Annotated in this window: 14 protein-coding genes; 3 read left to right on the forward strand and 11 right to left on the reverse strand. The window is 68.2% G+C overall.

Annotated features, from left to right (window positions below; all coding sequences use genetic code 11):
* The first annotated feature begins 5 nt into the window (after nucleotides 1-5).
* The 3 genes from KV106_RS11150 (at nucleotide 6) to KV106_RS11160 (ending at nucleotide 2,426) form a co-directional block, all read left to right on the forward strand.
* Nucleotides 6-644, forward strand: a complete 639-nt coding sequence (locus tag KV106_RS11150; RefSeq protein WP_261210258.1) for a hypothetical protein — start codon at nucleotides 6-8, stop codon at nucleotides 642-644.
* A gap of 680 nt (nucleotides 645-1,324) precedes the next feature.
* The gene (locus KV106_RS11155) at nucleotides 1,325-1,894 is read left to right on the forward strand and encodes a tetratricopeptide repeat protein (RefSeq protein WP_261210260.1); all 570 of its coding nucleotides are present in this window, start codon (nucleotides 1,325-1,327) and stop codon (nucleotides 1,892-1,894) included.
* Between the two features lie 61 nt (nucleotides 1,895-1,955).
* Nucleotides 1,956-2,426: a hypothetical protein gene (locus KV106_RS11160; RefSeq protein ID WP_261210262.1), complete on the forward strand. Its 471-nt coding sequence runs from the start codon at nucleotides 1,956-1,958 to the stop codon at nucleotides 2,424-2,426.
* A gap of 26 nt (nucleotides 2,427-2,452) precedes the next feature.
* On the opposite strand, the gene KV106_RS11165 is transcribed toward KV106_RS11160, so the two are convergent.
* From KV106_RS11165 to KV106_RS11215, 11 genes are read right to left on the reverse strand one after another with little or no spacing between them, the layout of a single operon-like run.
* Nucleotides 2,453-3,739 (reverse strand): tetratricopeptide repeat protein, encoded by a 1,287-nt coding sequence (locus tag KV106_RS11165; RefSeq protein WP_261210264.1) that lies wholly within the window; start codon nucleotides 3,737-3,739, stop codon nucleotides 2,453-2,455.
* 51 nt (nucleotides 3,740-3,790) lie between these two features.
* Nucleotides 3,791-4,669 carry a sigma-70 family RNA polymerase sigma factor gene (locus KV106_RS11170; protein WP_261210266.1) on the reverse strand — a complete coding sequence of 293 codons (879 nt, stop codon included), beginning with the start codon at nucleotides 4,667-4,669 and terminating at the stop codon, nucleotides 3,791-3,793.
* Nucleotides 4,670-4,690: 21 nt separating this feature from the next.
* Nucleotides 4,691-5,773 (reverse strand): flagellar type III secretion system pore protein FliP, encoded by a 1,083-nt coding sequence (fliP, locus tag KV106_RS11175; RefSeq protein ID WP_261210268.1) that lies wholly within the window; start codon nucleotides 5,771-5,773, stop codon nucleotides 4,691-4,693.
* Nucleotides 5,773-6,264 carry a FliO/MopB family protein gene (locus tag KV106_RS11180; protein WP_261210270.1) on the reverse strand — a complete coding sequence of 164 codons (492 nt, stop codon included), beginning with the start codon at nucleotides 6,262-6,264 and terminating at the stop codon, nucleotides 5,773-5,775. Before KV106_RS11180 ends, fliP begins: the two co-directional genes overlap by 1 nt.
* Nucleotides 6,265-6,267: 3 nt before the next feature.
* Nucleotides 6,268-6,696, reverse strand: a complete 429-nt coding sequence (locus tag KV106_RS11185; protein ID WP_261210272.1) for a FliM/FliN family flagellar motor C-terminal domain-containing protein — start codon at nucleotides 6,694-6,696, stop codon at nucleotides 6,268-6,270.
* Entirely contained in the window at nucleotides 6,693-7,628 is a 936-nt protein-coding gene (locus tag KV106_RS11190; RefSeq protein ID WP_261210274.1) for a FliM/FliN family flagellar motor C-terminal domain-containing protein, read from the reverse strand. The genes KV106_RS11185 and KV106_RS11190 overlap by 4 nt, the downstream gene beginning before the upstream one ends.
* Nucleotides 7,625-8,821: a flagellar hook protein FlgE gene (locus KV106_RS11195; protein ID WP_261210276.1), complete on the reverse strand. Its 1,197-nt coding sequence runs from the start codon at nucleotides 8,819-8,821 to the stop codon at nucleotides 7,625-7,627. Before KV106_RS11195 ends, KV106_RS11190 begins: the two co-directional genes overlap by 4 nt.
* Nucleotides 8,822-8,870: 49 nt before the next feature.
* Nucleotides 8,871-9,272, reverse strand: coding sequence for a flagellar hook assembly protein FlgD (locus KV106_RS11200; RefSeq protein WP_093343357.1), 402 nt, complete (start codon nucleotides 9,270-9,272; stop codon nucleotides 8,871-8,873).
* The gene (locus tag KV106_RS11205; RefSeq protein WP_261210282.1) at nucleotides 9,272-10,087 is read right to left on the reverse strand and encodes a hypothetical protein; all 816 of its coding nucleotides are present in this window, start codon (nucleotides 10,085-10,087) and stop codon (nucleotides 9,272-9,274) included. Before KV106_RS11205 ends, KV106_RS11200 begins: the two co-directional genes overlap by 1 nt.
* On the reverse strand, nucleotides 10,084-10,596 hold the full coding sequence (locus KV106_RS11210) for a hypothetical protein (protein ID WP_261210284.1): 513 nt from the start codon (nucleotides 10,594-10,596) through the stop codon (nucleotides 10,084-10,086). The genes KV106_RS11205 and KV106_RS11210 overlap by 4 nt, the downstream gene beginning before the upstream one ends.
* On the reverse strand, nucleotides 10,593-12,032 hold the full coding sequence (locus KV106_RS11215; protein ID WP_261210286.1) for a FliI/YscN family ATPase: 1,440 nt from the start codon (nucleotides 12,030-12,032) through the stop codon (nucleotides 10,593-10,595). The genes KV106_RS11210 and KV106_RS11215 overlap by 4 nt, the downstream gene beginning before the upstream one ends.

The following is a 12,032-nucleotide window of genomic DNA, read 5'->3' on the forward strand; positions in this document are numbered from 1 at the left end:
GAGCCATGGATCGAATCGAAAAAGCAATCTGTGCTGAGGTAATGCCGCCGTTGCGTGCTCAAGGCTTCGAGTTGAACAAGAAGTGGGGGTGCTTCGTTCGTGAGCAGCCCTTCGGATGCGACAAATTCATGATAGTCAATCAAGGCACTGCCCTCGGAAAATTCTTCGAGATCACGGCCTTCCCAGAGATTCGACACGACCGCATCGAAATCCCGTGGAATACCTTGGGCATGGTCTATGGTGATGCTCAATTGGAAACCTGCACGCTGGTCTTCGGCCAGCCACGCGGCCCAGCATCGCCTATGAAGGTGGCGCCAGCCACGATGCAGGAAGACGTCGAGACGGTGGCGCGCGAGATCGAAGCCATCTTTGCGAGTCGGGCGCTGCTCTTCTATGAGCGCTTCGCCGATCTCGTCAAGTTGGAAGCCTTCGCCAATGCCAAGCCGCTGGCTGACATTGCGGGGTACTCGCTGGGGTTACCGCTTGAACATCGCGCGATGCGCAGTTTGCTATTGGCCAAGGCGGTCAATCCGGGACGCTATCCGGTGGTACGCGAGGCGTTCGTGAACTCGCCGCAAAAGACGTGGTTCCCACGCGAGAAGTGCCTGGACATGCTGCGTCGTGTTGATGAGATGCAGGTGTAGACACGATCATCCACCAAATCCAGGCGATGCTCGGACATGCCGACATCAGCAGCACGCAGATCTATACGCAGGTGGAGATCGGGCAACTGCAGCGTGTGCACGCGATGACGCACCTTAGCATCGCCCATCCCATAATATAGGGGTCAAATTCCAATTTTGCATGCGAATTCCAATGACTGCAGGCGTCGCGAGATGCCGCTCGCGCAATGTGACAACCGATCGGAAAGCGCATTTATCCTTTGTGCATGTTCTGCGTGATCGATCCGCGAGAGCCGACTAGGGCGTGCGGCTAAAGAGTGGTGAGAAGCGATGAATCAGTTGCCATCGTCTACAGCGATCGATTTATTCGAATTACACCCTGTAGCATGAGACCGACTTACCCGTCGTGTCGGTCGTTCCTCGCAGGCGACGTCTGTCGCCGTGGACAAGTCTACGCAACGCCTTGCGCACAGAAATTCGGGTAGCTCCTATCGGTGGAGTGCTTGGGTAGATGTCGGGCATGGTTTCTACAGAAGAAGAATATGGGCGTGTTGTGTCTCGTTGACGAAATGCAGTTTTATATAAAATCGTAACTTCGATTCGAAAGTGATTTTTCCTTATTGCAGATAGTCGCGCTGTCGACTATGACAACAACAAGGCCAAAGCGAGAAATTCGGATCTTTCCAATAGAGGAATTTTCAATGCAACTCGATGAGCTTCTTTCTGCGGGTATTGCCGCGAGCCGTGCGAACGACGGCGAGCGTGCAATCGACTACTTCCAAAGAGCCCAGGCCTCGAATCCCAACTCGGGACTGCCACAATTCCTGTTGGGTTCCGAATACGCCGCCCTAGGCGACATGGCCCAAGCCGAAGCCGCCTTCGCCAACGCTGCAAGGCTGGCGCCCGATTTCCCGCTGGCACGCTACCAACTCGGCCTCCTGCAATTCAGCTCGGGCCGTGCCGCGCTGGGCCTGCTGACTTGGCAACCCCTGCTCGAACTGCCTGACACCCACCCGCTGCCTCATTTCGTCAACGGCTTCGCGGCCCTGACCCAGGACCAGTTCGATGAAGCACTGGCTCACTACGAACAAGGCCTCCAGCGCAACACCGAGAACCCCGCTTTGTCGGACGACATCGAAAAGGTGATCGCGGGCATCCGCTCGCTGCAGGCCTCCCAGCGCGACGATGCGCCCGCCGATCCTTCGGCTGACGAGGCCTCCGCCTCGCATGTGCTGCTGGCCAACTATCGGCAAAGCGGCCCCGGCCACTGATACCGGAGGGGGCGGTGGATAGACTCGGCATCCGTCCCCACGCCTCGAACTCGCCCCACCCATGATCGACCCCTCCACCCAACTGGCCGCGATGATCCGCGCCCAGTTCGCGGCGCAGTTCCGCGCGCAGTCGCAGCAGCAGTCGGCGGGGCGTGGCGGCATCGCGGGGCAGGGCGCCCAGCGCAAGCCTGCCGACGTGTCGGAGAAGGCACGGCGCGATCCGGCTGGCGACAGTGCGGATGGTGCCGATGGCTTCGGCGCGCCGGCCGATGCGGCTCAGTTGCAGCAGTTGGTGGCATTGCGCGTGCGCGCGCTGTCCCCGAACGATCCCCAGCGCGAACGCAAGGCCTTCCGGCTCTTCCTCGAATCGGTGCTGGTCCAGGCCTTCGGTCGCGACCGGCTCGACGACAAGGGCTTCGACCAGATGGTCGATGCGGTGCTGCAGCGCATGGAGGGCGATGCCGAGCTGCACGCGGCCTTGCGCGAGGCCGGTGCGCTGCTGTTGTCGGAGTCCCAGCCGGCCGGCAAGTAACTGCCAGCGGAACTCGAAACTGCGGCTCAGTGCCCGTCGTTCGGGGCCGCCGACGAGGGCGCGCCATCCGACCCTGCCTCCGGCTCCGGAAACATCTCCCCCATGTCCCCGCCCAGCGGAGAAGTCCGCCCGCCCAGCAGCCGGCGAGCCAGCCGCTGCAGGTCCTTCGCATCCTTGACCTCGCCCGAGAGCAAAGCCTGCGCATAGCGGCCCGAGACATTCGCGCGGTCCAGCCGCAGGGCCAACTCGGCGTGTTCCTGTGCCTTCTCGCGCTCCGATTCCATGGCGAGCACGACGGCCAGGCCGCCGTGGCTTTCGGCGAAGTTGCGGTCGAGGTCGAGCGCGGTCTCGAAGGTGGCGCGAGCCCCGGGCAGCTTGCCTTGGAGGATTTGGGCCCAGCCCAGGCCATGCCAGGTGCCGATGTGCTGGCCCATGACGGCCAGCGCGCGATGGAAGGCATCGGTGGCGGCGTTCAGGTCGCCGCCCAGCAGGGCCGCGAAGCCCCAGGTGGACCAGGCACGGCCGTCGCCGGGATTGCGCTGCAACGCTACTTCGGCGAGCTGGCGCGCGCGCTCGGCATTGCGCGCGGCGAGCGCGAGCGAGGCCTGCGTGACGAAGGTTTCGACGGGTTGGTCGCTGGCGTCGCCGTTGGAGAGGCTCAGGCCCGACCAGCGCTGCGCGGCGGCGAAATCGGCGGCGTCGATCGCGATGAGCCCGGCCACGCCGGCGGCCTGTGGGTCGAGCCGTCCCTGCCGCTCGTTCTCGAGGGTCCAGCCGATGGCGCGGTCGAACTGGCCATCGTGATGCAGCGCGCGCAGCCATACCTGCTGCAGCGCGCGTTCGGCGATGGGCGTCGGTTGCGCGGCATCGGCCGCGGCGTGGGCCGATCCTTCGAGCCGCGGCGCGAGGCGGTCGACGCAGACGCCGGGCTGCCCACGCCGCATGTCGATGAAGGCCAGGTTGTGCAGCACGACGTCGGCAAAGCCCGGCGGCGGATTCGGCGTGCCGGCCAGGCTTTCGAGCACGGACTGCGCATCGTCGTAGCGCTGCTGGGCCAGCCAGAAATCGCCTTCGCGCAGGCGCCATGCGAGGCCGTCGGCCTGCAGCGACTGGGCATGCCGCAGGTGGAATTCCGCGCGCTCCCATTCGCCGCAGGCCAGCGCGGTTTCGAAGGCATCGATCAGCATGGCGTTGTTGCGCGGGTCGTTGCGCAGGTAGCCGTCGAGCCGGTCGAGCCGCTGGCGCGCCGCCACCGTGCGCGGGTCGTCATGCGGCGATGCATCGGAGGTCGAGGTGGAGGTCGTATCGGTCATGCGGTGTCGGATGGATTGGAAACGGGGACGAGCGAAAGAGGCTGCACGGGATCACAACGAGACATCGAGGCGGGCGTCGGCGCCGAGCAACTCCCGCAATCGCAACAGCGCCTGCCGGTGCAACTGCGAGACGCGGCCGCGGGTCACGCCCATCATCGCCGCAATGTCGTCGAAGGGCACTTCCTGCAGGTAGTGATGGCGGATGACGGTTCTCTGCTGTTCGCCGAGCCGGTCGACCAGGCTGCGCACGACGCTGCGCAGGCGGTCGATCTCCGACTTGCGGAAATAGCTGACCTCGGGCGAGGGCGCAAGGGCTTCGCCGTCGAAGGCCTGGGCGTCGACCATGCCCGTGTCTTCGAGCATCACGCCGAGCGCGAGGCCGATGCCGACTTCGGCGAGGTAGCGGAACAGCGCATCGGCGCTGCGCGACGGGGCGGAAGAGGCCGTGGCCGGCGTGTCGTCGGGCCCGGTTTCGGCCGCGGCCTGCTTCACCGCCTCGAGGCGCTCCTGGCGCAGCCGCATGCGCACGCCGATCTGCTGGTTCTTCTCGGTGAAGCTCGCGAGGCCGTTGAGCATGGCACCCTGCACGCGCCGCGCCGCGAAGGTCTTGAACTGCGCGCCCTGGGCGGGGTCGTAGCGGTCGATGGCTTCGAGCAGGCCCACGCGCGCGTACTGCAGGTAGTCGGCGAACTCGACCTCGTCGTGGGTGCGGCGGCCATAGAGCGTGGCGGCCATCATGCGGGCGTAGGGCAGGTAGTGGCCGATCAGCAGCTCGCGCGCCTCGGGATCGGCCCGGTCGCGCCAGCGCTGCCACAGAGGGAGCGTGTCGTCGTTCGCGCCCATGCCGCCGCCGGGCGCGTGCTCGCCCGCCTCGCCGGCTGCGGGCAGGGCAACCAGCGAGGGGGTGAGCGCGGAACCGAAGCGGGGCATGGGCGTCCGGTTGCCTGCAGGTCAGTGAAAGCTCCCGACCAGCGACTTGAGCACCAGGCTCCAGCCGTCCACCAGGATGAACATCAGCACCTTGAGCGGCAGCGCGATGGTGGTGGGCGGCATCATCATCATGCCGAGCGCCATCAGCACGCTCGAGACGATCAGGTCGATCAGCAGAAAGGGCAGGAAGATCACGAAGCCGATCTGGAAGGCCGAGCGCAGCTCCGACAGCATGAAAGCCGGAATGAGCTGCACGTTGCCGATGTCGTCCATGGAGCGCGGCATCGGTGCCTTCGACAGCTCGACCATCAGCGCGAGGTCGGCCTCGCGCGTTTGCCGCACCATGAATTCGCGCAGCGGCGCCACGCCCTTCCTGTAGCCGTCCTCCATCGAGAGCTTGCCGGCCATGAAGGGCTCGAAGGCCTCCTGGTTCACCTTCTGCAGCACCGGCGACATGGTGAACAGCGTGAGAAACAGCGCGAGGCCGATGAGCACGGTGTTGGGCGGCGTCTCGTTCATGCCGATGGCATGCCGCAGCATCGACAGCACGACGATGATGCGCAGGAAGCTGGTCAGGCACACGAGCATGGCGGGCAGCACCGCGAGCACGGTGAGGCCCAGCACGACGCGCAGCGCCTGCGAGGTTTCGGTGGCCGGCGTGCTGAGCGGTGCGTTCGAGGGCTGCGGCGAGGGCGTGGAGGCGCTGTTGGCGGCAGCCGGTGTTTTGGCGCGAGGCGCGGGTGGCGTCGCGGCGGGTGGCGGTGCCGTAGGTGGCGGTGCCGTGGGTGCGGTGGCGACCGGTGCCGTTGGCGTGGCGCTGGATGGCGAAGGCGGACTGGCGCTCGATGCGGGCTCGGGCGCATTCGGCGTGCCGACGACGGCGGGTGCGACAGGGGCTTGGATGGCAGGCGCTTCCGCCGGTGTCTCGGTCGATGTCGGCGTTGCAGCCGGTGCCGCTTCGGACAACGCAGGCGTTTCCGTCGATGGCGACTGGGCGAAGCCCGCCGAACCGAAGAGCGCGGCGGCGGCGAGCGTGCCGGCGGCGAGCAGCACCCGCGGCCAGGTCCAGCGGACACCGCGGTCCTTGGCGAGCATGCGCAGCATCACGAGCGAACCTCGCTCGGCGGCGTAGCGGGCGCTTCGGACAGCAGTTGCACCGATTGATCGGTGCAGCCCAGCAGCAACTGGCGGCCATTCCACTCGACCACGTGCAGGCTGTGGCGCGGCGTCAGCCGGGTGCTCGCGATGCGGCGGATCTCGCGTTGCGCCGTGGTTTCGGGCAGGCCGGTCCAGCGCGTCAGCCAGGCCGGCGCGGCCGCCTGGCCCGCCGACTTGCGGCGCACGGCGACGAAGCCCCAGCCCGCCAGGCCGGCAATGAAGACGGCCGCGATCCACCAGCGCCCATCGGCATCGTCCGAGCCGCCGGCCATGTTGTCGCGCTTCACAGGAATGCTGGGCGGCAGGCTGCCGGAGGCCGCGCTCGGCGATTCCTGCGCACGAACGCCCGGTGCGCCGGTCAGCAGCGCGGCGGCCAGCCCGAGGCCGATCCAGCCAGCGCGCCAGGCCTTCGCCTCCGCATGCCACCAATCCCTCATGCTTCAGCTTCCCGACCCGAGGCCCAGCGCGACCGGCAGTTCGGTGATGCGCACGGCGAAGTGACCGTCGACCGCCACCAGCTGGCCGCGTGCCACGACCTTGCCCTCGATGGTGAGGTCCACCGGCTGGTCGATGCCGCGATCGAGCCGCAGCACCTGGTGCTCCTTGGCACCGAGCAGTTCGCCCACCGTCAGCGTCGCTTCGCCGACGCAGACCTGCAGCCTGGCCTTGATCTGGTGCAGCGGGTTCCAGTCCTTGAGCACGGCGGCGCCGCCGGCCGATGCGCCGCCGTCGCCTTCCGCGCCCGCGTGCAGGTCGGGCAGCGAGATGATCTGGGCGGTCGGCGCGCGGCTTTCCGCGCGTTGCTCATTGGTGCTTGGCGATGCGCCGACGCGGTGGGTGGCGGCAATGCCTTCCATGGCTTGGGTCATGACTTTCCTTCCTTCGATGGCGGTGTGCGCGGCGATGCGCCGGCGGGAGAGGCGGTGGATGAAGAGGCGGCGAGCCGCGTGAGCTCGATCGCGATGCGGCCCTCGCTCTGGCCGAGCCAGCCGTCGCAGACCTGCTGGCCGTCGGTGCCGACGACGATGGCCGGCGTGTCGAGACGGTGCGCGAGCGGCACGATGTCGTCGAGTCGCAGGCCCTGCAACTGGCCGAGGTTGAGTTCGGCGCCTTCGAGCAGCACGCGCAGCGTCACGGGCTGGTCGGACAGGGCGCGATCGAGGCGTTCCTTTGGCGATGCGGCCGGCTGTTCCGCCGGCTCGGCGGCACTCGCTTGCGCGGACCCGAGCAGCGTGGCCACGGCCTCGTACGGCAGGTCCAGCGTCCAGAGGCCGCCGCACCAGGGCCAGCGCAGCTGCAGCGCGCCCGACCAGGCGTGCGATGGCGTCTCGGCGGAGGCACTGGCCGTGGCGCTTCGCGGTGCGAGCGCGAAGCCGTTGAGCGCGGTGTCGAGGCGGTGCAGCCAGTCGTTCCAGGCCGCGAGCGCGATGCGGTCGGCCATGCGGCCCGCGGAGGCTGGCCCGGCATCGGCACCGAACATCGCCGTGCAGATCGCGAGCAGCGCCGGGTCCTGCGGTGCGCCGGCACCCGAGCCGCGGCGCGACGCGGAAGCAAAAGCCCATGAAGCGGCGGCATCGGATTCGCCGGCTGCTTCGATGACCTGCACCTCCGGTTCACGCGCGCCTGCATCGCGCAGCGGCAGCCATTCGGCGGCCCAGTCCTGGTGCAATGCGACCATGCGCCATCGCACATGCTCCTTCTGCGACGCCGGCCAACTGCGCAGCGGCCGCGCCTGGAGCGCGGACGCCGCCGGATCGAGCAAGGCCGAGGCGGTGGGATCGACAGCGAGGGTCGCGTTCATTTGCTCTTCATCGAGAACAGTTGCTGCAGCATCTCGTTGGCGGTCGATACCACCTGCGAACTGGCCTGGTAGCCGCGCTGCATGATCACGAGGTCGCTGAATTCCTGCGACAGGTCGACATTCGAGATCTCGACCCGGCCCGAGACGACCTTGCCGAACGCGCCCTCGCTCGCGCTGCCGAAGTGCCAGGCCGCCTTGTCCGCGATGTCGAACTGGTTGCCACCCAGGCTCACGACCGCATCGGGCGAGTCGAATCGCGCCAGCGCCAGGCGGGCGCCCTTCACGGTCTGCCCGTTGGTGTAGCTGATGCGAAGCGTGCCGGTGTCGTCGAAGGCGGCGCCGCTCAGGGTGCCGGGGGGAATGCCGTCCTGGTTGTTGAGCTTCAGCGTGGTGGCGCCGTCGAGCAGCGAGACGCCGGTGCCGAAATCCAGCGTCAATGCCTGCGGCGGCAGCCCGGTGGGCTTGTACTGCAGGGCCAACTGCGCGGTTTGCGCCGTCGGCTTGCCGTTCGCGAATACGAGCTTGCCCGTCGCGAGCACCGTCGACGCGTCCATCAGCTCGACCTTCACCGACATGTTCGCGCCTTCCGGCGTGATCGAGGAGAAGCGCAGGATCAGCGCATGCCGCGTGCCGGCACTGTCGATGACCGTGATGCCCTCGATGGACTGGGAGGCGTTGTCGACCGGCTTGGCATTGAGCGTGCCCTCGAACTTGAGCCTGGTGGTCGGCTGGCCGTTGTGCGAGCCCTGTCCGGCGATGCTGATCGGCACGAACTTGCCGTTCTCGCCCGATGCCATGACCTTCTCGCCGCCGATGCGGTTGACCAGCGTGCCATCGGGATCGAACTTGAACTGGCCCGCGCGCGTGTAGCGCGTCTGCCCATCCTCGTTCTCCAGCACGAACAAGCCCTGGCCGTCGACCGAGAGGTCGAGCTCGTTGCCGGTCTGGCGCAGTTCGCCCTGCTTGAACGAGAGGCTGGTGCCGGCGGTGTTGAGGCCGAAGCCGAGCTGGCTCGGTCCCTGCTGGGTGCCGCCGCCACTGAGGTTGGCTCCTGTGTAGAACAGGTCGGTGAACTGCAGGCTCGAGCTCTTGAAGCCCGGCGTGTTGAGGTTGGCCGTGTTGTTGGCGATCACGCGCAGCCCGCGCGAGTAGCCCAGGAGGCCGGTCATTCCGACGTAGATGGATTCGAGCATGGAAGTCTCCCTGTGCGGTGGTCGTTGCGGGTGGCGCTGTTTCGCGTGCCTATCGGACCGAGATGATCTGGCTCAGCGAGATGTCGGTGAGCGTGGCACCGGTGGAAGTGCGCACGGTGATCATCGGCGCCTCGCCCGACAGCGATAGCGCACTGACGGTGCCGCTGGCGGTGCCCGACTGGGTGTTGATGTCGACCGTCTTCCCGATCAGTCCCACCGACTGCAGCGCGGCCTGGTTCGTGATCAGGGTCTTGATGCTGTCGTTGAGCTGCTGCGTTTGCTGCAGGTTGGTGAACTGCGCCATCTGCGCCATGAACTGCTGGTTGTCCATGGGCTTGAGCGGATCCTGGTAGGTCAACTGGGTCAGCAGGATCTTGAGGAAGTCCTCCATGCCGAGGCTGGAGGACTGCAGGTTGGTGGCGGCGGAGGCGCCCACTGAATCGATGGCCATCAGATCTCCTTGGAGCCGGTTGAATCGAACATGTCGTGCGAAGGGCGGTCGCCCTGGATGAATTCGCCGTCGCGCCAGACCAGGCGGCCGTTGCAGACGACCTGGTGCAGGTGGCGCCCCTGCTGCTTCTGGGCGCGTTGAAGATCGAGCACCAGTTGCGGCAGCAGTGCTGTCAGCGCGCGGTCATCGGCGCGCATGGCGAGCCACAGTGCCTGGCCCGAAGGCGTCGATTCCTCGTGCAGGCGGATCGGTGCCTGCGGGTCCTGGGGTGTGGCGGTGGCGGGATCGGTGTCGCCGGTTTGGGGTGCGTTTTCCGAAGCGGCGGGTGCATCCTGCGCGGGCGAAGCATTCCACAGCGGCGAGCGCGCCCCGACGTGGGCGCTGTGGCGCTCTTCGATCGGAGCGGCGGGGTCTGTCGCGAAGGCCTTGGCGTTGACGGTCGAAACGGCGGGTGTGCCGGGCAGGTGCGGCGAAAGCGCTCCTTGAAACTCGGACGGCGGCGCTGGCGAAGCCACGGGCGACCACAGCGCCATGCGGATCGACGGTGCGGGCACGCCAGGTGTCGCGGCGCCCGCGCCGCTCGCTTGCCGCGAGCCCCTCGCCGCGCGCGAGCCGGGCTGCGGGGCGCCCTGTGAAGCGCCACGCCCTTCGTCCCGCGGCGTCGGCTTGAACCAGCCCGCCAACTGCGCACGCTCCATCTCGCGCTGCCACGCCAGTTGCTGCTGCGGATCGTCGCCAGAGCCTGCCGGCGTCGCCGGCTCGCGTGTTGCGGGCCATGCGGCGGGCAGTCCCGCGCCGATGTGCGGGTTCGTCATGGCTGTTGCTCCTTCGCCGTCACCGGCGTGCCACGTCGCGCGAGCCAGTCGCGGTCCTGCTCGTTGGCATTGCGCTGGCGGATCTCGTGCGCGTAGTCGGTCAAGGCATCTTCCTTGTGGCGGTCCAGGCCATCGAGGCGCAGCCTTCGTTCGGTGCACTCGCGGCGCAGCTCGTCGCGCGCCAGCCGCTGCGTGTCGCGCAGGGTCTCGAGCTCCTTCGAGCGCTCGCGCAGGTGCGTGAGATAGCCGAGTGCGCGCCGGTGGGCGCCGGGGTCGAGGCGGCGCAGCGTCGCTTCGCTCAGCGCGCGGGCTTGCGCATCGTGGGTCTCGCGCAGCTGTTTCAATTGCTCCTCGGTCTGGTCGAGCAGCTTCTGCGCGCGGCCCAGCGCGGCCAGGCTGCGGTCGAGTTGCCACTGTTGCCGCTGCCGCACCGGTTCGAGCGGGTAGGAGAAACCGCGGATGTCGACGTCGCGCGCAGCGGTCGAGGGTGTCGATGCGGTGGCGTTCATGGCTTGGTTCCGCCTCGCGTGGGCATCTGCATCTGCATGGGGGCGGGCATCGCCAGCGGCGACGGCGCTGGCGCGGCCGCCGGGCCGAACAGTTCCTGCAGGCCGCGCATCGATTCCGCATGCGGCACGCCGCCCGTGCTCTGCCGCAGCCAGGCCAGCAGCCGGGGCTCGAGCGCGATGGCGCGGTCCAGCTCGGCATTGGCGCCCTGTTCGTAGGCGCCGATGTCGATCATCTGGCGGTTGCGCTCGAGCACCGCGAGGTATTGCACCGCCGTTGCCGCCAGCGCGCGCTGGCGCTCGTCGGCCAGGTCGGGCATGAGGCGGCTCACGCTCTTGAGCACGTCGATGGCGGGATAGTGGCCGCGGTGCGCGAGCTGGCGCGACAGCACGATGTGGCCGTCGAGGATGGCGCGCAGCGCATCGGACACCGGCTCGTTGAAATCGTCGCCTTCCACCAGCACGGTCAGCAGCGCGGTGATCGAGCCGCCGCCGGGCGCGGTGCCGCAGCGCTCGCAGAGTTCGGGTAGTTCGGCGAACACCGAGGGCGTGTAGCCGCGCGCGGTCGGCGGCTCGCCGGCCGACAGGCCGACCTCGCGCCGCGCCATCGCGAAGCGCGTGATCGAATCCATGGTGAGCAGCACGTTGCGGCCGTCCTCGCGGAAGTACTCGGCGATCGCGAGCGCGGCATAGGCCGCGCGCAGGCGGGCCAGCGCGGGCTGGTCGGAGGTCGCCACCACCACCACCGAGCGCGCGAGGCCCTCGGGGCCCAGCTGGTTCTCGATGAACTCGCGCACCTCGCGGCCGCGCTCGCCGATCAGCGCGATCACGTTGACGCTGCCGCGCGGGTCGTTCCCTCCCTGTGCCTTCACATGGCGCGCCAGCAGGCCCAGCAGCGTGCTCTTGCCGACGCCGCTGCCCGCGAAGATGCCCACGCGCTGGCCCTGGCCCAGCGTGAGCAGGCCGTCGATGCTGCGGATGCCGGTTTCCATCACGCGCCGGATCGGCGGGCGCTGCATCGGATTGATCGGTGGCGCCTTGAGCGGCCGCCGCGCAACCACGGCCGGCGCGGGCTGGCCGTCGAGCGGGTTGCCGAAGCCGTCGATCACGCGCCCGAGCAGGGCCGGGCCGACACCCAGCTGCGACTCCACGCCGAGCGCGCGGACCTCGCAGCCGGCCGCGATGCCGTCGAGCGCGCCATAGGGCATCAAGGTGACGCGGCCCGGCTTGAGGCCGACCACCTCGGCCAGCACGCCGGCCGATTCGCCGGCCGGGTCCGTCGATGCGTCGCCGCGGACCATGATGCGGCAGAGCTCGCCCACGGCCGCGTCGGGGCCCGTGGCATCGATGGCCAGTCCCTGCATCTCGCGCACCCAGCCGATGCGCCGACGCAGGTCGGTGGCGCGCAGGGTCTGGCGGGCGGTGGCGAGCGCGTTCAT

The sequence above is a fragment of the Variovorax endophyticus genome (assembly GCF_025376855.1).
Taxonomy (GTDB): domain Bacteria; phylum Pseudomonadota; class Gammaproteobacteria; order Burkholderiales; family Burkholderiaceae_C; genus Variovorax.